The sequence below is a fragment of the Myxococcus sp. AB025B genome (genome assembly GCF_006518215.1).
Taxonomy (GTDB): Bacteria; Myxococcota; Myxococcia; order Myxococcales; family Myxococcaceae; genus Myxococcus; species Myxococcus fulvus.
In genome coordinates, this window is sequence record NZ_SRLW01000086.1 from 1 (window position 1) to 18,037 (window position 18,037).

Consider the following 18,037-nt stretch of genomic DNA (forward strand, 5'->3'; position numbering starts at 1 on the left):
GGCGGTGGGTGTCCGGCGCCGTGGGTGCCCATTCTCCTCTCGGACGGGCGCGCGGTTCCGGCGGGCGAGCTGCGCGTGGGCGCGTGGGTGCGCACCCAGGACGAGGCGACGCTGGAGTGGGGCGACTACCCCGTCACCCAGGCCGCGACACTGGAGGCGAACTGCCGGCGCCTGGTGCTGGAGGACGGGCGCGAGCTGGTGGCCACGTACAACCACCGGGTGCGCGCCGAGGCTGACTGGGTGGAGTTGCGCCACCTCAAGCCGGGGGCCCGGCTGGTGGGGGAGAAGCCCGGGGTGGTGGCGCGGGTGGAGGACGCGGGACGCGGCCCCGTGGTGCTCCTCACCGTGGCTGGCGCGCACACCTACCAGACGCTCGGCCTCCTCTCGCACAACGTGAAGCGAGCGGACCCCGAGGAGCCGCACGAGGTGCCCAATGTCCCGTGAGAGGGGCGCGCTCCGCGGAGCGGGCGGCGAGTCGGGCGGGAAGGGCGGCTCTGGCGCCCAGCGCACACCCACCGAGGCGGCCGACTCGCTGGTGTCCACCGCGTACGCGCGCGTGCTGGACGTCATCTGCGAGGGGGAGATTGAAGGACTCGTCGGCGGGCTGAAGGGCGTCTACCTGGACGGCGTCCCGGTGGTGAACCCCAACGAGTCGCCCAACTTCCGCGACGTCACCGCGTACGACGTGCCGGGCACGCAGGGGCAGGAATACATCCCCGGCTTCAGCGCGGCCGAGGCGGAGACAGTCGTCAACGTGGAAGTGAAGGAGGGCATCCCCGCCATCCGCACAGTGCGGGACGCCGAGGTGGACGCGGTGCGCGTCACCGTGCAGGTGCCGCAGCTGACGTACCAGCACCCGGAGACGGGTGACTTGCAGCCCTTCACCGTCACCCTCGCCATTGACGTGCAGGCGAATGGTGGCGGTTGGGTGGAGCAGGACCTGCAGGGCGCGGGCGTCATCCGCGGGAAGTGCACCAGCCCCTACGAGAGGGCGTACCGGATTGAGCTCCACGGCAGCCCGCCGTGGGACATCCGCGTGCGCCGCACGACGCCCGACGCGGACACGGTGGCCCTGCAGAACCGCACCTTCTGGAAGTCGTACACGACGGTATTGGACGAGAAGCTCAGCTTCCCCAACACCGCGCTGGTGGCCCTCCAGGTGTCCGCGAAGCAATTCGGCAGCGTGCCGGCGCGCAGCTACCGCATCCGCGGGCTGAAGGTGCGGGTGCCCAGCAACTACAACCCGCAGACGCGTGCGTACTCGGGCACGTGGGACGGCACCTTCCACGTGGCGTGGACGGACAACCCGGCCTGGTGCCTCTACGACTTGCTGACGACGAAGCGCTACGGGCTGGGCCGCTACCTGGACGAGTCGCAGGTGGACAAGTGGGGCCTGTACACGGTGGCCCGCTACTGCGACGAGCTGGTGCCTGATGGGAAGGGCGGCATGGAGCCGCGCTTCACCTGCAACCTCTACCTCCAGACGCAGGCGGACGCGTACCAGGTGGTGAGCAACCTGGCCTCCGTCTTCCGTGGCCTCGTCTACTGGGCCAGCGGCGCGGTGTACGTGGCCCAGGACGCGCCCCGCGACGCGGAGTACCTCTTCACCCCGGCCAACGTGGTGGACGGTCTCTTCACCTACTCGGGCACCTCGCGCCGCGCGCGCCACACCGTCGCCCTCGTCACGTGGAACGACCCGGCCAACCACTACAAGGCCGCGGTGGAGTACGTGGCGGACGAGGACGGACTGCGCGACTACGGCTACAACCCCACGGACGTGGTAGCCCTGGGCTGCACCTCGCGCGGCCAGGCCCAGCGCGTGGGCCGCTGGCTGCTACACACCGAGAGACTGGAGACGGAGACAGTGGTGTTCCGCACCGGCCTGGAGGGCGCGCTGCGCAACCCCGGAGCCGTCGTGAAGGTGGCGGACCCGACGCGTGCGGGCCGGCGCTGGGGCGGCCGTGTGGTGGAGGCCTCGGACTCGCGCGTGGAACTGGACTCGGACGTCCACCTCGAGGCGGGGCACACGTACTCCCTCTCCGTGGTGCTGCCGGACGGCAAGGTGGAGGAGCGCCCGGTGGCGCCGCTGGCCCCCGCGCAGTACCGCGCACTGACGCTGGCGACGCCTTTCTCCGCGGCGCCCGTGTCCCAGGCCGTCTGGGTGCTGGCGGCCAACGACTTGGTGCCCACTCCGTGGCGCGTGCTGTCCGTCGCCGAGGTGGAGCCGCACGTGTATGAGGTGACGGCGCTGGCGCACCACCCCGGGAAGTACGCGGCCGTGGAGCAGGGCGTGCAACTCCAGCCCCTGCCCACCTCCGCGCTGCCCTCCTCGTCACCGCCGCAGGGACTGGCTCTGGGCGAGGGCCTCTACAAGACGACCAATGGCGGCCTGAAGGTGTCCCTCAACGCGCGGTGGACGCAGCACCCGGGGGCCACGGCCTACGTGGTGCGTTGGCGGCTGTCCGAGGGCAACTGGAGCCCCGAGGCGCGCGTCGAGACGCACTACTGGGAGCTCCAGGACATTCCCCCGGGGCCCTACCGCGTCCAGGTCGCCACCGTGTTGGGCGGCGGCTTCGTCACGGCCTTCGCTGAGGCGGCGTACACGGTGCTGGGCAAGGCGGCACCGCCCTCGGACGTGGAGGGCTTCACGTACGCCCTCAACGGCAACACGGCCACCCTTCGCTGGGTGGAAATCCCTGACTTGGACAGGGACATGTACGAGCTGCGCCACGGCGGCGGGAGCTGGGAGACGGCCTCCCTCATCGCCAAGGTGCGCGCCACCTCCTTCGAGTGGGCACTGCCCTTCGTCGGCATCTCCGTCGTGCGACTCAAGGCGGTGGACACCTCCGGCAACTACTCCACCCACGCGGCCAGCGTCTCCGTCGTGTCCACGCCCACGGTGCCGTCCTCAATCACCATGACGGTGTCGGACGTGCCGCCGCCCTGAAGGGACGCCATGCGCTCGCGCGAAAGTGAATTCCTGGGAGGGGTGTACGACGAGGGCGTGACGGGGCAGCCGCGCCCGCGCATCGTCAAGGCGAAGAACTTCACCATCGAGTGGTCGCACTCGGAGGAGCGCCCGCTGCACCTCCTGGCGGGCTACACCGTCGTCGTCTACACGGGGGATAACCCCAACGACACCGACTCGTACCTGGTGGAGCCTGTGAGGGTGGGGCCCACGGAGCGCCGGGTGGTGGTGTCTCTGCGGCCGAAGACGTCCGTGTTGGTGCAGGCCGCGGTGCAGACGCGCTACACCAGCGGCGCGGAGGGGAGCTGGCGCGTGCTGGGTGGCGCCGTCGTTGCCGACCCGGACACCGTCACCGTGGCGACGGAGACGCTGTCCAACGTGCCGGATGGCAGCGTCGTCAGCAAGCTGCTGGCTCCCGAGGCGGTGACGGCGCCGAAGGTGGCGCCAGCCGCCATCGCTACGCAGCACCTGCTGCTGCCGCCCTCGGACAACCTGGTGCCCAACGGCTACTCGGAGGCGGGCACCTCGGCGCTGGGCCTTTCTCCCGAGGGGGACTTCCTGGTGGAGGACGCGGCCAACGCGCGCGAGGGGCGCTGGTGCCGGCGCGTGCCCCTCAACGCGCCCGGGTACCGCACCGCGGTGTGGACGCGGCGAATCCCGTGCGCGGCCGGGGACGAGTTCTCCGCCGAGGCCTGGGTGAAGGTGTCCGCGCCGCTCTCCGGCAACTACGGCGGTGGCCTCTACCTCTTCTGGACGGACGCCTCGGGCAACTACGCGGGCGCCAACACGTCTACGCCCCTCAACGGCGTCTCCACCAGCTACCAGCGCTACAAGGTGAAGGGGGCGTGCCCCGCGGGCTGCACCGGCGTCCTCTTCGTCTGGGAGCTCAACGTGGCCCCCGCGGACGTGGGCAAGGCCGTGTACCTGGACGCCCTCAGCCTGCGGCGCTCGGTGACGTTCGACTTGCTGTCCGCCAACACGATGCAGACGCCCAACTACCTTGAGGACGAGCACGGCAACCCCGTGGCGGGCGCGAAGCTGGACAACGTCGGCGTGGCGCTGAAGGTGGCCAGCCAGAATCTCCAGGTGGGCCGCTACCCGCTCGAGGCGCTCTTCTACAAGGGGCTCGTCACCCTGGACGGGCCGGGGCCCGGCAACCGCTGCTTCTACCGGGGCAACAGCCAGGGGGCGGTGCGCGGCGGCGCGCCCAACATCGACAGGCTGCGGGTGGAGTGCGCGGACAGCATCACCACGTCCACGCTGTCCTGGGCCACCTGGCAGCTCTTCCTCCAGCCACAGGCGTTGGACGACAACCTGGACGGCCTGCGGTACGCGCGGGTGGAGTTGTGGCTGCGGCCGACAGCCGGAAGTGCCTTCCGCCAGCAGGTGCTGCACGTCGCGCTCACCGACAGGGTGTACCAGGACGCCACCGAGTCCTCAGCCAACAACCAGGCGCGGGCGTCCCTCCAGTACATGTTCGCCGGCTCCGCCACGGCCCTCTCCTCGACGACGACGTCCGTCTGGTACTTGCTGGTGTCCGTCGTCAACGCGTACGGGCCCAGCGCGGCGAAGTGGTTCACCCCCGTCTCCATCCGCAACACGGCACTCGGCAGCCAGTACGCCTCCCCCATCGGCGCGGGCACCCCGGACGGCGGTGGCGGTGGCGGCGGCAGTGACGGCGGCGGCTACTGCCCCGCACCGTGGGAGCCCATCCTCATGGACGATGGACGCGAGTTGCCGGCGGAATTGGTGCAGCCCGGCATGCGCGTCCTCACCCAGCACGAGGCGTCGCTGAAGTTGGACGCCTACCAGGTGGCGGCGGTGCAGCGGGTGCGCGCGCGCCGACACCGTCTGCTGCTGGAGGACGGCCGCGCCCTCATCGCCTCCAGCCTCCACCCCCTCTTCGTGGAGGGCGCCGGGTGGACAGCGCTCAACGCCCTGCGGCCCGGAGACTTCATCCTCGGCTCACGGCCCGGCCGCGTCCTGGCCGTCGAGGAGGAGGGGGAGGGTGACGTCGTCCGCCTCACCGTCCACGGCGCCCGCACGTACAACGTGCAGGGTCTGCTGTCGCACAACGCCAAGCCTCGCGAGTAGCCCCGGAGGCTGTCCATGCCGCCCCTGACGCCCGAAGAGGTGTACCAGCGCAACGCCATTGAGGCCCGCCGGCGCGACGTGACATGCCAGCTTGCGCGCGTGCGCGGCCAGCAGGACGCGGCCGCCTCGGCCTCGCGCCACTTCGCCGCCGTTGGCCAGGCGCTCCAGGTGGAGCGCGCGGGGTTGGAAGGCGAGCTACAGGTGTTGCAGGCCGGGGGCGGGGGACTCACCGACGACTGGGGCAAGTACTCCGCGCTCGAGCTGGCGGCCCAGGAGGAGCGCTACCCCGCGAAGTCCGCGGCCTACGACTGGCTGGTGGCCCACCCGACGGCCACCTTCCTGGAAGCGGCGGGAGAGTTCGAGCGCCTCATGCTGGAGGCGCGCACCGCGGCGGGCCGGCCCTGGACATTGCTGCGCGCGGACGGGCTGCTGCGTGAGTGGCAGGCCAACGCCTTCGCGCGAGGACTCGTCCCCGGCACCACGTGGGAGGTGTTCCGGGATTACCTTCTCGCCATCGGCAAGGACGCGGCTCTCGGCGGCATGGTGTGAGGGCTTCTAGCTGCTGGGTGACCAACGGAAATGAAAGCTGGAGTCCTGATGAACATAGATGACGCGAACCGGTCTCCTCGTGAAATTCCCAGGCCCAGGTTTGATCGAGCTGTACTTGAGCTCGAGCTTTTCCTGGCTGTACGGTGCGCCGGAGCAGGCGTCGATGAGCAGGAGTGCTCGAAGTCCTGCCTGTGACTGTGGAAATCGAGATAGCTTTAGCAGCTCTGATTCATTTGTGCTGCTGCAAAGGCCTCCTCCTCCGGTCTTTGGGCGAAATGCAAGCTCGATTAGAATCGGGCTGTTCCCGCCGATACGGAAATCGACGAGGCAGTTGGCGCCCTGCATTCGAATAGGGTGCTGCCGTGTAACGGTCGTGCCGGGGCGGCAAAACTGTTTATCGAGGAGAGCATACAAGACAGGGTCGACGTCACGTTCGCTCTTGGGCCGGCCGCTGTAGTCTCCGAGCAGTCTCAATGCAGCGCGCGATAGGCCCATCAACTCCGAAATGTTCGAGCTGCTGGTTTCCTGCAACACAAAGCCCCCAGTGCGATAGTTTGAATCGGTGTGGATTCACGGCAATCGCGTCGCCCTCGCATTGAAACCCATCTGGAGGTTGTCGTGCCAGAGGGAAGTCCCTGCTGTGCGATCCAGGTGTCATCCTGAGGGTAGTAGGAGCCCCTGCGATGATGTGAGGTGTTGTGCCTCCGTCATGGACCTGCCTGTGTTCTGACTTCGGGTAGGGCGAGAAGTCGCTCTACTACCAGCAAGGCAGCGCGAGTCCCCAGTGCGGCGACCATGGCACCCTCCTCAGCTCGGTAGCGTGCGCGGGCGGCGGCCAACCGCGTTCGTGTGTTGAGACTTCCGTCCATGTCCGAGACGGCCTCCATGTAGCTCGCCTCCGCCTCCACCAAGCGCCGAGAGAGCGCCTCCCGCTGTGCCGTGTCCATGCTGGGGTGGCGGGAGAGCACGTGCCGTGCCGGCGCCGGAAGGCGTCCTCGTCCGGCCGGACGATGCCGGCCATGTCCCCCGCCGCCTCTCCCCGCCCCAGCCTTCGAGAAGACTTCGCCCGGCACGGCGAGAAGCTGGAGGCCGTTGCTGCGCGCGCCGACGACGCGAAGCGCGCGTCGGAGAAGTACGCCATCGACACGCACCGCCTCATCGAGTCCATGAGGGAGGACCTGAAGGCCTTCGGTGAGCGTGTGGCGACGGCCGAGCAGGTCCGGCGCATCGAAGAGCACCTGCGCCGCGTGGACGAGCGCGTGGACAGCGTCGACCGGCGCGTCACCGAGCAGAAGTCCGTCGTCGAAGCCGTGCCCAAGCTCGTCGAGGCCCTCGACGAGCGCATGGACGAGTTGGAGGAGCGGCTCGACGCGCAGGAGGCGAGGTTCGGCACCCAGGATGCGCTGGTGAAGTCCATTCCCGACTTGTCCGCGCGCGTGACGGGTGGCGAGCACCGCGCCTCGCGCATCGCCGGGGCCCTCTGGGTGGTGGGCGCCCTCGTCGCTGTGCTGGGCCTGGCCGGGTTGCGCGAGCTCGGGCGCTGGTTCGTCCAGGTGGCGCCGCCCGCGCCGGCGCTCCACCACGAGGAACCGGCCCTTCCTCCCCGGCGTCGCCAGTGACTTCACCGCAACACCCCCGCGCGACTGTCGCCCGGGGCTTCTCGAAGCAGGAGACACCCATGCCGGACGCGAATCCCCAGGAGCACATCCTCCAGTTCTTCTCGTACGCGCACCTGCCGCCGCACCTGGCCGCGGTGAGCAAGCCCTTCCATGACCTCGCGCACGCCCTCGTCAACGGCGACAACGGGCCGGAGAGCGGGACGGTGACGCTCGGCCCGCCGCTGCCGCGCAACCAGGAGAGGACGGTGGCGCTGCGCAAGCTGCTCGAGTCCAAGGACGCCGCTGTGCGCGCGGTGGTCGCCAAGTAGCCCCCTCGACGCCACGGAGTCTCGCCATGTCGCAGCGCAACGCCTTCCTCGTCGCCGTCCTCTCGCAGATGCACGCGCCCTACCGGTGGGGAGGCAAGGGCGAGCGCGACAGCGTCACCAGCCAACGTGTCTTCGACTGCTCAGGGCTGGTCACCTGGGCGCTGCGCGAGGTGGGAGGCCCTGACTGGCGGAACACCCACAACACCGACGCCCTCCTGGCGCAGTGCATCCCCGTTCCGAGGGTGGAGGAGCTGCTGCCCGGCGACTTGGTGCTGTACCACGGCAAGGGCGCGCCCCTCGACGCGGAGCACGTCATGGTGCACGTCGGCGGAGGCGTCGTGGTGGGCGCCTCCGGAGGTGGGAGCACCACCCTGACGCTGGCCGATGCCGAGAAGTCCAACGCGTGCGTGAAGGTGTTCGGCAGCCTGGACTACCGCGCGAGGCGCATGGGCATGCGTCGCCTGCCGTTCCGCTCGTGAGCGCTATGGCCTGGCGCGCCGTCTGCGGGCTTCTCGGGCACCGCTACTGCCCCGACGTGGATGTGCCGGCGGGGCGCTCCCCGTCAGCGGCCACGCGCTTCCGCCTTCGCTGCGCCCGCTGCACCTGGCGCGGCGCTTGGCGTCCCGTTTCGTCCTCGTAGTCCCACTCGTAGTCCACGGAGTCCAATCCCATGAAGAAGCTGTTCTCCCTGGCCGCCGTCGTCGCGGTTGCCCTGTTCGCCCCGACCGCGCTCGCGGACACGGGCGACCCCGCGCCCATCCCCAGCCTGACTTCCATCCTGCTCAACGCGCTGGCCCAGGTGGTGCCCATCCTCTTCGCCGCCGTTGTGGCCGTCATCACCTCTCGGCTGACGGGCCTGACGCAGCGGTTCCAGGCCCAGGCCGACTCGTCGAAGCTCGCCGCCGTGGGGGCCCGTGCCACGGCGCTCGCGGAGGCCATCGTCCGGGATGTCGAGGTCGACGTGAAGCCCAAGCTCGTCGCGGCCACGGCCGACGGTGTCCTCACGCCTGCCGAGTTCAAGCAGCTCAAGGACGCGGCGCTGGACCGGCTGCTCAAGAGTCTGGGCGAGCGCGGTCTCGCCGAGTTGCAGGAGGTTTTCCAGCTCACCGCGAGCAACGTGGGCACGTTCCTCTCCAGTCTCATCGAGTCCGCTCTGGACCGCATGAAGTCGGTCAAGGCGAGCGCGAAGACGAGCGCGACGGCGTTGGTGGACCCGGCGGCGCTCGGTGCCATCGGGGCCGCGGCCGCGCTGGCCCCCGTGGGCTCGGTGGTGGCGGCGGTCCCTCAGATGCCCCGCGGCGGGAAGTAGCCGCGGGGCTCGACATGGTACTCAGTGCCGTGCCCGTGCGCACCGGCTACGTGGAGGCCCAGGCCGGCGCCTCCTCGCTGTCGGGCTGGTACGCGCGGCTCGAAGCAGGCGCCCGGCTCCGGCCGGACCTCGGACTCTTCGGCTTCGCAGAGGCCAACGAGCGCGAGCGGATGGCAGGCGTCGGGGCCCGGTGGACGTTCGGCCTGTGACGCATGCGGCTCGTTCCTGAATTCCTGGAGCGGGCCGCATGTCGTGCCTACTTCTCCGCGGGAGTGGTGAGGGCGATTGCTTGGTCGAAGGTGGCGAGTACCTCCTCAAACGACGCCTTCGTCGTGTCGTTCCACTCCGTGAGGTGCTTGTGGTGCTGACCCACGAGCTTGCCGATGATAGCTTCTGCGACGAGTCCGGCGCCGACGTCCCCGACGTCAGCACGCCGAAGCGCGCCCACCACGCTGAACTGGTAGGCGCGCTCGCCGGCGAAGGCAACTCGTTTCCCGTAGGCATCCAAAGCCAAGAAGCCCTTGCCGCGGCACCATCCCCCCTTCATCAGGAGGCGCTTTGCTTCCATCAGGACTTCGCGGACATCTTCAACAGTGGCGGCGAGCCTGACGACGCCGCTCAACTCAGGAAGTCCGAAGGCACGTTGGAGTTTCAGCACTGCCCAGGTGTCTTCTATGTGCTGCCGGCGCTGGGCCGCGAAGGCCACCACATCAGCGGGGAGGTCTGAATAGCGCTCCGACTTGTACCCATCGAGCAGCTTCTGAATCGCAGCATCGTCCTGGGCAGAAGAGTCCGATGCAGGCAGTCCGAGAGAGGCAAGGAGCTTGTGCTCCTGCGAGACCTGTCGCTGGAGGCACAGTTCCATCGCTGCCTGGGACACGCCGAAGCGCTTAGCTCTTTCCGCGAGGCTGAGTGATGGCTCCGCCTGAAGTGACTGGAGGACGGCCCAGGGAGGCATGAGTAGTCCAGACGCGAAGTCGGCTGCCTTGCGTTCGGCCGAAGTCTGCGAAGGTCCGCTCGTCCTGCTGTAGCTGCCGGGCGCTTCATGCAGGAGAAGCCCGAGCATCATCGCTGCCGTGAATTGCTTTCGGGAATGGGCGTCCATCTCGTTGAGGACGACCTCGGCGCGTTCTTCATCGAATTTGAGCAGGCCTGGCGTTGGCATGTCAGCGAGGAACACACCAACGCCAAGTCCGTGGAGTAGGTCTATTGCGTCGATTGGAACGCTGGTGATGTTCGCTCGCGCCAGCACGTCCACAGGCGGTAGTGGAGTGGAGCGGAGGGTGCGCCAAGTCAGGTCTCGTGTGGGGGTCGACATGATCTCTGTCTCTTGCCTGGCACCTACTTGGATTTCGACGGCGTGACGCATTCGCAAGACGGGACACCACTGTCGGGCATTTGGACGTGTCGCGAGGGAGGTGTGCCGTCCATGCACATGGCCGCCGTACCCGCCTTGCAGGCAATGGCACAACGGCCTTTGTGGCCAGTTGCCGTGCAGTGCGACTGGCCGTCGGGCGTCACACCCACCTCCTTCTTGGCCTGCTCGTTCCCAGCGGTGCGCTCGGTGCGCCCATCCGCGGTTGTCGCCGTCTCCGCAGACGTCTGCGCTTCGGCTCCGACCGCCATCGAGGGTGCTGCCAGCACTACCATCGCCACCATGGTGAGGATTCGCATGGCGCCGAACCATATAGATTGGGCTCTTCGCCAGGCCAGACAGTTTGAAGTGGCAATGCCAGTGCATCGTGGTCCACCATGACCCATGAGGTCCTTTAGGGGGCCCTCAACCAGATAGGAATGGCCACGGCATCGCATGTGCAGTGCGCTTGAAGTCGCAGTCCTAACCCAAGCGCATCGAGCACAAGCACGTGAAGCCCTACTACGAGAACGACACCATCACGCTGTACCACGCCGACTGCCGCGACCTGTTGCTGGACCTCCCGTCCCGCTCCGCGGACTTGCTGCTCACGGACCCGCCCTACGGGATGGCTTGGGCCTCCACGTCGAAGGGCGCCGCGCCGATTCGAGCCGACGGTGCGCGCCAGGGGATGCGGGTGTTCCGCCAAGCGCTCACCGCCGCGAGCACCGTCCTGGCCGAGGATTCTCACGCCTTCGTCTTCTGCCACTGGGCCTCCTGGCCGGACTTCCACGACGCCATGGCGCCGCACATGGGCATGAAGGGCGCCCTCATCTGGTGGAAGAACCGCGGAGGCACTGGGGACTGCGAGGGCTCCTTCGCCCCGGACTACGAGGTGGTGCTCCACGGCGCCGGGCCGAAGCGCCGTCCTCTGCTGGGGAAGCGCCACGGCGCGGTGCTGCCTTCCTTCCCACCCGTTGCGCCGAAGAAGCGCACGCACCCCACCGAGAAGCCCGTCGAGCTGATGTCATTCCTCGTGGCGCGGAGCTGCCCGGAGGGCGGCTTGGTGCTGGACCCTTTCGCGGGGAGCGGCGCCACGCTGCTGGCCGCGCAGCAGCTCGACCGTAGGGCCGTGGGCGTCGAACTCGAGGAGCGGTTCTGCGAAGCGGCCGCAGTGCGCCTGGAAGCGGCGCGGGGTGATGTCTTGGCCCGCCGCGCGGCCTGAGCTGCGTCTCGCCTACTGGGCTGTCGTGAGGCTCCCGTCCGCCTGGATGCGGACGTGGAGCCCTCCGCGCCCCTCGCCCGACACGGCGATGGCGTAGGTGCGGCCCGCCTCCAGTGGCGTGGCGGGCTGCACCTCCTCGAAGCCGTCGGGCACCACCCCGTACACGAGACGTGCAGGCCCTGGCCCTCCCAGGGAGCTGCGGGCGCGGATGGCCCACACCGGCGTTCCGTCAGGGAGGCTGACGCGAACAAGGTCGTACCGTGGCCCCTCGGGACGGGAGGGCTCACGGATGACGAAGGCAGGAGAGGGGAGGGACTCCTCCGCAGAGGCGAGCTGCACGTGGAGGGGTGGCTCGCAGGCGCCGGTGAGGGCGGCCACGAGCAGCACGGCGAGGAAGGGAAGGCGTCGGAGGGACATGGCTACGGAGCCCCCCGGCCCGCGCGCACCTCGCGCAGCGCCGCGTCGAGCTGCGCGGTGTAGTCCTCTCCCTCCAGGATGAAGGGGATGGACGCGTCCTCCAGGTGCCCCGACTTGAAGCCCAGCTCGAGCAGCTCCGCCTGCTGTTCCGGATTCATGTCCTCCCATGCCTTGCCCTCCCGCAGTGCCTTGAGGACGTTGTACCCGTCGCCGAAGAACTGCGCGACGAGTGCCTCGCTCATGTAGTCGGTGCCTCCGTTCTGGTGCTGCCAGACGTGTCCCACCTCGTGGACGAGCAAGTCGAGCTGCAGCGGCAGGTCCTTCTTCGGGATGTAGATGGTGTCGCCGTGGGTGAACGCCCGGCCGGAGAGGGAGAAGAGTCCCGCGCTGCCCTCCTTGATGGAGATGCGCGAGTAGTCGATGGAGTCTCCGTACACGGTGCGGAGCGCGGAGACTTCGTCGTCCGTGAGGCTTCGGCGGACCGGCTCGAGGCCGAGCAGTGTCTGTACTGCGCTGATGGCGCGCCCGCCGAGGATGAGGGTGGCGTCCAGCGGCGTCTGGAGTCCCTTCACGAGGCCCGTGCCCAGCTGGGTGAAGCCCTCGCGGAAGCGCCCCGTGAAGATGTTGCCCAGGCCGCGGAAGACGGTGCCCATGGACTCGACGGTGTTGCGCAGCGTGCCGATGGTGGCCTCCACCGCGCCCGTCACCAGTCCGCCCACCGCGTCGGCAGCCCGGTTGATGGCGCCGCCGATGGCCGCGCCGACTCGGGCGAAGAACCCCTTCTCCTTCGACGCGCCTTCCGTCGGCGTCTTCGCGGTGTCGGCCGCACTGGGCTTGAGCGAGGCCGCCGTCGACTGCGCCGCGCCGGTGGACACGAGCGTGCTGGTGGAGGACGCTCGCGTGGGGAAGGCCTCGATGAAGTTGTCGAGGCGGGTGGCGAGGGGAGTGGCCTTCGTCGCCCGCGAAAGCCCGTCAGCGGGCTCTCGCAGGAGAGGGACAAGAGGCGTGGTGCGTGTGCGGATGGGCTCCATGGTGGACTCCGGCTGAGGTGAGAGACAGGAGGACGCCCGGCCTCTCGGCGCAGCCCATGGGGCAGCACCGCGGCCAGGTCCGGGTGAAGGCGCGTCAGAAGCGGCAGGTGTGGAAGTTCCCTGCGGAGTAGTAGCGGCAGGCGTTGGGGTTGCTGCACAGCGGACGACACGCCCCGCCGGCGCCGAGGGTGCAGGTGTCGCAGAAGCAGGACGTCACGTGCCCCGCGGACGTCACGAAGGTGGAGCACAGGCTGGCGCTGGAGCCCGTCCGCGCCCCGCAGTTCTCTGCCATGAGGATGCCCAGGCTAGTGGCGCAGACGAAGTGCGTGTTGGGACGCGCGGTGCTGGTGCCGTCCGCCGATGCGCAGACGCCGTTGGCGTCGATGCTGCCGCACCGGCAGGCCCCGGTGCCCTGGGAGTCCACCGTCTTGCACTGCCCGGCTCCGCACGGGACGACGACGACGCCCGCCTGGGCGTCACAGCGCACCCAGGAGTCCCCCACGCAATGGCCATACTCGCTGACGCCCTGGCACGGGCCGCCGATGCGCACGCAGGACTCGCTGGCGGCGTCCGGCACGTAGCCGGCGTCGCATCCGCACGTCTCGCCGGAGGCGGTGCAGGTGGAGTTGGAAGGACACGTGCCGCAGCTCCCGCCGCAGCCGTCAGACCCGCAGGACTTGCCCTGGCACTGGGGCACGCAGACGCAGGCGCCAGACGCCGAGCAGGTGGAGCCGGAGCCGCAGGTGCCGCACGTACCCCCGCAGCCGTCCGGGCCGCACTGCCGGCCGTCGCAGCGCGGGACGCATGCGCAGCGGCCGTCCGCGCAGCTCTCGCCCGATCTGCAGGTGCCACAGCTCCCGCCGCACCCGTTGTCTCCGCACTCCTGGCCGGCGCAGCTTGGCGTGCAGGAGGCTGGAGGCGTGCCGCCGTCGCGTGACGGGCTGCCAGCGTCCTCACGCCCGTTGCTGCCCGCATCTCCCGTGATGGTGCTGCCCGCGTCCGGGAGAGGAGTCCCCCCGTCTCGGGGGCGGGACGGCCGAGGCTGCTCGTCGGGCTCCGCCTCGGTGGGGCCACAGGCGCTCAGGGCAAGGGCCGTGAGCAGAAGGGGAAGCGTCAGGCGTACGAGGTGGGCGAGCATCGGCGCAGTCCTTCCGCGCAGCCCTGGGGAGAAGTTTCCGGCCGCGCAGTCGGGCAGGCCATGAGCACGAGGCGTGCCGGGCCTGCGACCCGCGGCGTCCTTGCTGGATGCTCGCCTCGTGGCTGAAGCTGGCGCCGGGGGTGGTCATGCGATTGATTGGATTGCTGGCGGTGCTGCTGTTGGCCGGGTGCGCGAGCTCCGAGCACGCTGTTGGGTCTGACTTCACGGCAACGCTGCAAGATGACTCGGCGGAGGACTGCGCCCAGTCCGCGGGCGATGGCGATGAGGGGTGCTATGCCCCGTCCTGCAGCGATGAGGAGTGCGGCCTCTTCCGATGCGAAGACCTTGCATCGCCGCCGTATGCCTTCCGTGCGTCACCTGCCCGGGGCGCCGACGCCGCGACAGCACGCATTCAGCGCTACTGGGGTGGAGCTGTGCCCCTCCCAGGCCGGGCGGCGGTGTTCATCATCCCGTGGTATCGACGAGAAGAGCTCCCGAGCGTCAAGGCGGCGAAGAAGGCCATCGCGGATTGGAAGCGTCGAGAGAAGGAGCGCCACCACATCTTCCCGCGCGCCTTCGAGGATTACTTCCGAGGCGTTGGTATCGATATCCACCAGTACACGCTGCTCGTTGACGTAGCAGAGCACCGGCGGGTCCATGCAGGCAAGGATGGAGGGCCGTGGAACCAGGACTGGTTCGAATGGATTCGAGTGAACCGACTGCGTGCGACGCGTGCTGCCCACTTCCGACATGGCGGAGCAATGGTTGAGCGGTATGGTCTCATTGGGGTGCCGATGACGTACTGGCAGCGACTGGCACTCTCCGCGGCATCAGGAGAATGAATGCGCTACTTCACGCTGACCCAGCGACGCGTCGAACGGTCGAAGTGGACTGGTGGCTTCGACCTGGGGCGGGAATGGGTTCTCCCCGGAGTGGAGTGCCCCACCTGCAAGGAGGCCTGGGGGGGAGGCGGGTACGACTACCCGACGGTGGACCTCTCGGCGCTACCGGAGCGGCGGGACTACGAGCGTGCTCGGTGTGTCCCCTGGGCTCAGTTTGTGAGCCTTCGGCAGCGCGTGCTGCCCCTGGTTCCGGAAGGAAGCATCGTGGAGCCCGGTACGGGGTTCGGAGCCTTGACGGGAAAGGCCAAGGGGAAATTCCCGCCCATCGTCATCCATGTGCCCTGGATGCTCCTCGTGCAACCCGCTGTGGTCGGTAGGCTTGAGGGGCTGACGGGAGTGGTGCCTGCCCGGACACGGCTTCGAGCGCGACCAGGTGTGGCGGACTTGGTGGAGCTTGAGGTGCGACCTGGGGGGAGCATTCGAGGCGCGGATGCCCACAAGCCCTGCAGGACCTGTGGACGTACAGACTTCGTGCTGCCGCCCTTCGGCAAACTGCGTCTGGAAGAGGTGCCCTCCGTCGATTTCGCGAGGGTCTGTCCGACCGTGGTTGCGGTGAGTGAGCGCGTCGTAGCCCGTCTGGCGAATGAGCTCGAGGAATCAGAGATTGACGCCGTTGACATCACGGGCCCCCGGAGAGGAGCGGGCTCTCATTCAGCCGGCATCGACGTGTCGCCGTGATGCTCGCCCAGGGCCGCTCGTAAGCCACCAGCCTCGGGATGAGCGCATGGACTGCTTTCGCCCACGGGGCTCCCTGCTGGGGGAGCTACCGGAGCTCGTGCGTCGTCGTGACTGGCGCTGTGCCGTCGTCCGGTCCGCGCCAGTAGGGCTGCACCCAGATGAGCTTCCGCTCGCGGCGCTCGGTGCCGTGTGCCTGGCGCTTCCAGTGCCCGGAGACGCGCACGCGGACGGCGAGCGGATGTCCGGTGCCCGCGGACTCGGGAGGGCGTTCCACGGGAGGGACACCGCGGCCGAGGATGATGCGGCGCTGCGGGTCCAGTCCCTTCAGCTTCGCGCGGAGCTTGTCGCGCTTCTCCCCCTTGGGGAGCTTCTCCATGCGCTCGCGGAGCTGCCGTGCTTCGCGGTTGTGCCACACCTCTTCCCGCACTCCCCCGCTGGCCGAGTAGAGGGCGACGTTCATGGCCCAGTCCCAGAGGGCTCGCCAGTCGCCGTGGGAGGCTTGGCCCGTCTTCGCCGCATGCTCGGTGAGGGCGTCCTCCAGCGGACGTCCCTCCGGGAGCCCCACCGAGAAGAGGTTGAGCGTCCGAGCGCCGTCAGGACGCCGCGCCTCGACGCAGATGCGCCAGCACCGTCCTGGCTCCGGCTCCTCGGCGAGAAGCATCCCCGTCACCGGGAGGGACGAGCCGTCGCTGTCGGGAAGCGTCAGCGCAGCCTCCAAGGGCACCCGAATGAGCAGGCACGGGTGCGGCAGGTGGAGGTCGTCGGTCGTGAGTCCGCGCAGCTCGGTGTGGCGCAGGCGCTGGGCAAGTCCAGGCGCCACTTCGTAGTCGTGGCTGCCCGCGCGCTCGTAGGCGAGGCGGAACCACAACTCCATCGCGTGGACCTTGTACTGGTGCTGGTGCTCCGGACTGCCTGCTACTCGGTCGAGGGTCGCCTTGAAGCGCGGGGCCGAGAGGGCGTCGTCCAGGCGGAGCGTCTCGCTCGCGGCGAAGGCATCCTCGAGAGCGAGGAAGGGGAGTGAGCCGAAGGCCAGGTCGTAGAGGGCGGGAGCGAGGCGGCCTGCCTCGAAGTCCTGGCGCATGGCGGTCAGGGTCGCGTCGGCGCTGCCGCGTCGCCAGTATCCGCGGGCCGCGGGCGGTGGGCCGGGCCAGTTGAGAATCTCCATGGGGGTGTCCTTCAGGCCCGCGACGTGGGCGGTGACTGCGTCCGGACTGCGCCTGCGTCCAGCGCGTTCATTTGCTCTCCTCGCCCCGTGCGGAGGCATGTGGGAAGTGCCCGAAGGCATCGGCCACAGCGGGCCGCGAAGACTCCACCAGGGGAGACGCCACCGGCGACGAAACCCCTCGCGGAAATCGTCAGTACAAGTCCAGCGCGCGCCGGAGGGACTCCTTGCTAACGCGGAGCCGCACCTTGCGCTTGTCGCTGGCGTCCTGCTCCCGCTGGACGTCGAGCCCGTCCCGGATGCGCTGGCCAATCCACGCCTGCACGCCACGTGGTTGCATCGTCAGCAGCGCACCCAGTTCCTGGGGCGTGCATCCGTCAGTGGAGGACAGCCAGGAGAGGGCGCGGAAGTCGCGGGCCAGCGAGGACTCTCCCTCCGGCGCACCTACGAGCCCCGACCGAACCTCGGCGATGGGGTAGTTGGCGCGGCGCGCCTCCTCAACCAGAGCGAGCTGGTCCTCCGTCAGCACCAGGTAGAGGTCAACTGCCCCAGCGAAGTTGAGGTGCTCGCCCACGAGGAGCGGACGGGACTCACCAGGAGGGATGACGGTGCCGTCATCGGCAAGGAGGACGACGCGTCCCCCGGAGCGGGTAAGCCACCCCTTGCGGTCCAGGTCCATCATTTCGGCGAGGAGCCGCTCGGCCGGCACGTCTCTCTCCCACTTCACCGGCACCGTCGTCTCGGTGCTCACGTGCCCACCTCCGCCTGGAGGGCAGTGAGTCCCGCCGTCAGCCCGGGGCGCATCTCCTGGAGCATCGTGAGGACATCGCCCCGGAGGTCAATCCAGTAGCGCGCGTCCGTGTGTGACGAGACGACGTCGCCCAGCACGCGGAGAAAGAGCGCTCGCTCCTCGGGGTGGGCCTGGAGATGGGCGACACGAGAGGCCGGCGATGCGAGCCGCCCGAGGGCCAGCCTGATGAGCTTCGCCCGCTCCGTCACGGCCCAGGCGACCTGTTTGGGCGAGCCGGTGAGCTCCGGCAGATTGATGTCCAGCGACAGCGAGTCCATGGGTCCCCCTGGGTCGATGGATTGTATGTACGCACGTGACGTGCGTATATCAAGACCCATGAACGGTCCGGCCAGGACGTGTGATTCTCACCCGGTCGGCGGTCGGGCGCTGTACCACCTGGGTGGTATGGCATCGGCTGGCGGAGGTGGGCGGGACCACACCTGGCAGAGGCGTCCGTTTCGCCCCGGGCGGTACAGGCAGCCGGGTTGACCCG

The 18,037-nt window shown here is 69.1% G+C and carries 19 protein-coding genes; 12 read left to right on the forward strand and 7 right to left on the reverse strand.

Going from position 1 to position 18,037, the window contains the following annotated elements; translation table 11 throughout:
• The 9 genes from FL311_RS16505 to FL311_RS16545 all read left to right on the forward strand — a co-directional run.
• Nucleotides 1–444: Hint domain-containing protein (locus FL311_RS16505; RefSeq protein WP_228556909.1), on the forward strand; the 444-nt coding region annotated here is incomplete at its 5' end.
• Complete coding sequence (locus tag FL311_RS16510; RefSeq protein WP_141326093.1) at nt 434–2,947, forward strand: host specificity protein J; 2,514 nt, start codon at nt 434–436, stop codon at nt 2,945–2,947. The genes FL311_RS16505 and FL311_RS16510, both read left to right, overlap by 11 nt.
• 9 nt (nt 2,948–2,956) lie before the next feature.
• On the forward strand, nt 2,957–5,062 hold the full coding sequence (locus tag FL311_RS16515; RefSeq protein WP_141326094.1) for a Hint domain-containing protein: 2,106 nt from the start codon (nt 2,957–2,959) through the stop codon (nt 5,060–5,062).
• Nucleotides 5,063–5,077: 15 nt separating this feature from the next.
• Nucleotides 5,078–5,611 (forward strand): hypothetical protein, encoded by a 534-nt coding sequence (locus tag FL311_RS16520; RefSeq protein ID WP_141326095.1) that lies wholly within the window; start codon nt 5,078–5,080, stop codon nt 5,609–5,611.
• Between the two features lie 1,019 nt (nt 5,612–6,630).
• Nucleotides 6,631–7,230, forward strand: a complete 600-nt coding sequence (locus FL311_RS16525; RefSeq protein WP_141326096.1) for a hypothetical protein — start codon at nt 6,631–6,633, stop codon at nt 7,228–7,230.
• A gap of 59 nt (nt 7,231–7,289) precedes the next feature.
• The gene (locus FL311_RS16530) at nt 7,290–7,538 is read left to right on the forward strand and encodes a hypothetical protein (RefSeq protein ID WP_141326097.1); all 249 of its coding nucleotides are present in this window, start codon (nt 7,290–7,292) and stop codon (nt 7,536–7,538) included.
• A gap of 26 nt (nt 7,539–7,564) precedes the next feature.
• Nucleotides 7,565–8,017, forward strand: coding sequence for an NlpC/P60 family protein (locus tag FL311_RS16535; RefSeq protein WP_141326098.1), 453 nt, complete (start codon nt 7,565–7,567; stop codon nt 8,015–8,017).
• A gap of 191 nt (nt 8,018–8,208) precedes the next feature.
• Nucleotides 8,209–8,847, forward strand: a complete 639-nt coding sequence (locus FL311_RS16540; protein WP_141326099.1) for a hypothetical protein — start codon at nt 8,209–8,211, stop codon at nt 8,845–8,847.
• Nucleotides 8,848–8,861: 14 nt separating this feature from the next.
• Nucleotides 8,862–9,056, forward strand: coding sequence for a hypothetical protein (locus FL311_RS16545; protein WP_141326100.1), 195 nt, complete (start codon nt 8,862–8,864; stop codon nt 9,054–9,056).
• Between the two features lie 47 nt (nt 9,057–9,103).
• On the opposite strand, the gene FL311_RS16550 is transcribed toward FL311_RS16545, so the two are convergent.
• Nucleotides 9,104–10,165, reverse strand: a complete 1,062-nt coding sequence (locus tag FL311_RS16550) for an ImmA/IrrE family metallo-endopeptidase (RefSeq protein WP_194869229.1) — start codon at nt 10,163–10,165, stop codon at nt 9,104–9,106.
• A gap of 547 nt (nt 10,166–10,712) precedes the next feature.
• Between FL311_RS16550 and FL311_RS16555 the strand changes: the two genes are divergently transcribed.
• Nucleotides 10,713–11,426: a DNA methyltransferase gene (locus tag FL311_RS16555; RefSeq protein ID WP_141326102.1), complete on the forward strand. Its 714-nt coding sequence runs from the start codon at nt 10,713–10,715 to the stop codon at nt 11,424–11,426.
• A 12-nt stretch (nt 11,427–11,438) separates the two neighbouring features.
• On the opposite strand, the gene FL311_RS16560 is transcribed toward FL311_RS16555, so the two are convergent.
• The 3 genes from FL311_RS16560 to FL311_RS16570 form a co-directional block, all read right to left on the reverse strand.
• Nucleotides 11,439–11,843 carry a hypothetical protein gene (locus tag FL311_RS16560; RefSeq protein ID WP_141326103.1) on the reverse strand — a complete coding sequence of 135 codons (405 nt, stop codon included), beginning with the start codon at nt 11,841–11,843 and terminating at the stop codon, nt 11,439–11,441.
• A gap of 2 nt (nt 11,844–11,845) precedes the next feature.
• A complete protein-coding gene (locus tag FL311_RS16565) occupies nt 11,846–12,874 on the reverse strand; it encodes a hypothetical protein (protein ID WP_141326104.1) in 1,029 nt (342 codons plus the stop codon).
• A gap of 94 nt (nt 12,875–12,968) precedes the next feature.
• Nucleotides 12,969–13,571 carry a hypothetical protein gene (locus FL311_RS16570; RefSeq protein ID WP_141326105.1) on the reverse strand — a complete coding sequence of 201 codons (603 nt, stop codon included), beginning with the start codon at nt 13,569–13,571 and terminating at the stop codon, nt 12,969–12,971.
• 548 nt (nt 13,572–14,119) lie between these two features.
• Between FL311_RS16570 and FL311_RS16575 the strand changes: the two genes are divergently transcribed.
• Together FL311_RS16575 and FL311_RS16580 are read left to right on the forward strand one after the other, a co-directional pair.
• A complete protein-coding gene (locus tag FL311_RS16575) occupies nt 14,120–14,854 on the forward strand; it encodes a TIGR02269 family lipoprotein (protein WP_141326106.1) in 735 nt (244 codons plus the stop codon).
• The gene (locus FL311_RS16580) at nt 14,855–15,592 is read left to right on the forward strand and encodes a double-CXXCG motif protein (protein WP_141326107.1); all 738 of its coding nucleotides are present in this window, start codon (nt 14,855–14,857) and stop codon (nt 15,590–15,592) included. It begins immediately after the preceding gene.
• A gap of 85 nt (nt 15,593–15,677) precedes the next feature.
• Here FL311_RS16580 and FL311_RS45115 read toward each other — a convergent pair whose 3' ends face one another.
• The 3 genes from FL311_RS45115 to FL311_RS16595 form a co-directional block, all read right to left on the reverse strand.
• The gene (locus FL311_RS45115) at nt 15,678–16,757 is read right to left on the reverse strand and encodes a hypothetical protein (RefSeq protein WP_228556910.1); all 1,080 of its coding nucleotides are present in this window, start codon (nt 16,755–16,757) and stop codon (nt 15,678–15,680) included.
• Between the two features lie 190 nt (nt 16,758–16,947).
• On the reverse strand, nt 16,948–17,505 hold the full coding sequence (locus FL311_RS16590; RefSeq protein ID WP_141326108.1) for a hypothetical protein: 558 nt from the start codon (nt 17,503–17,505) through the stop codon (nt 16,948–16,950).
• The gene (locus tag FL311_RS16595) at nt 17,502–17,822 is read right to left on the reverse strand and encodes a hypothetical protein (RefSeq protein WP_141326109.1); all 321 of its coding nucleotides are present in this window, start codon (nt 17,820–17,822) and stop codon (nt 17,502–17,504) included. Before FL311_RS16595 ends, FL311_RS16590 begins: the two co-directional genes overlap by 4 nt.
• Nucleotides 17,823–18,037: the final 215 nt, after the last annotated feature.

Coding starts and splice junctions, on each gene's coding strand:
- FL311_RS16510 (WP_141326093.1), top strand. CDS start 434: ATGTCCCGTGAGAGGGGCGCGCTCCGCGGAGCGGGCGGCGAGTCGGGC.
- FL311_RS16515 (WP_141326094.1), top strand. CDS start 2,957: ATGCGCTCGCGCGAAAGTGAATTCCTGGGAGGGGTGTACGACGAGGGC.
- FL311_RS16520 (WP_141326095.1), top strand. CDS start 5,078: ATGCCGCCCCTGACGCCCGAAGAGGTGTACCAGCGCAACGCCATTGAG.
- FL311_RS16525 (WP_141326096.1), top strand. CDS start 6,631: ATGTCCCCCGCCGCCTCTCCCCGCCCCAGCCTTCGAGAAGACTTCGCC.
- FL311_RS16530 (WP_141326097.1), top strand. CDS start 7,290: ATGCCGGACGCGAATCCCCAGGAGCACATCCTCCAGTTCTTCTCGTAC.
- FL311_RS16535 (WP_141326098.1), top strand. CDS start 7,565: ATGTCGCAGCGCAACGCCTTCCTCGTCGCCGTCCTCTCGCAGATGCAC.
- FL311_RS16540 (WP_141326099.1), top strand. CDS start 8,209: ATGAAGAAGCTGTTCTCCCTGGCCGCCGTCGTCGCGGTTGCCCTGTTC.
- FL311_RS16545 (WP_141326100.1), top strand. CDS start 8,862: ATGGTACTCAGTGCCGTGCCCGTGCGCACCGGCTACGTGGAGGCCCAG.
- FL311_RS16550 (WP_194869229.1), bottom strand. CDS start 10,165: ATGTCGACCCCCACACGAGACCTGACTTGGCGCACCCTCCGCTCCACT.
- FL311_RS16560 (WP_141326103.1), bottom strand. CDS start 11,843: ATGTCCCTCCGACGCCTTCCCTTCCTCGCCGTGCTGCTCGTGGCCGCC.
- FL311_RS16565 (WP_141326104.1), bottom strand. CDS start 12,874: ATGGAGCCCATCCGCACACGCACCACGCCTCTTGTCCCTCTCCTGCGA.
- FL311_RS16575 (WP_141326106.1), top strand. CDS start 14,120: ATGCTCGCCTCGTGGCTGAAGCTGGCGCCGGGGGTGGTCATGCGATTG.
- FL311_RS16580 (WP_141326107.1), top strand. CDS start 14,855: ATGCGCTACTTCACGCTGACCCAGCGACGCGTCGAACGGTCGAAGTGG.
- FL311_RS45115 (WP_228556910.1), bottom strand. CDS start 16,757: ATGGAGATTCTCAACTGGCCCGGCCCACCGCCCGCGGCCCGCGGATAC.
- FL311_RS16595 (WP_141326109.1), bottom strand. CDS start 17,822: ATGGACTCGCTGTCGCTGGACATCAATCTGCCGGAGCTCACCGGCTCG.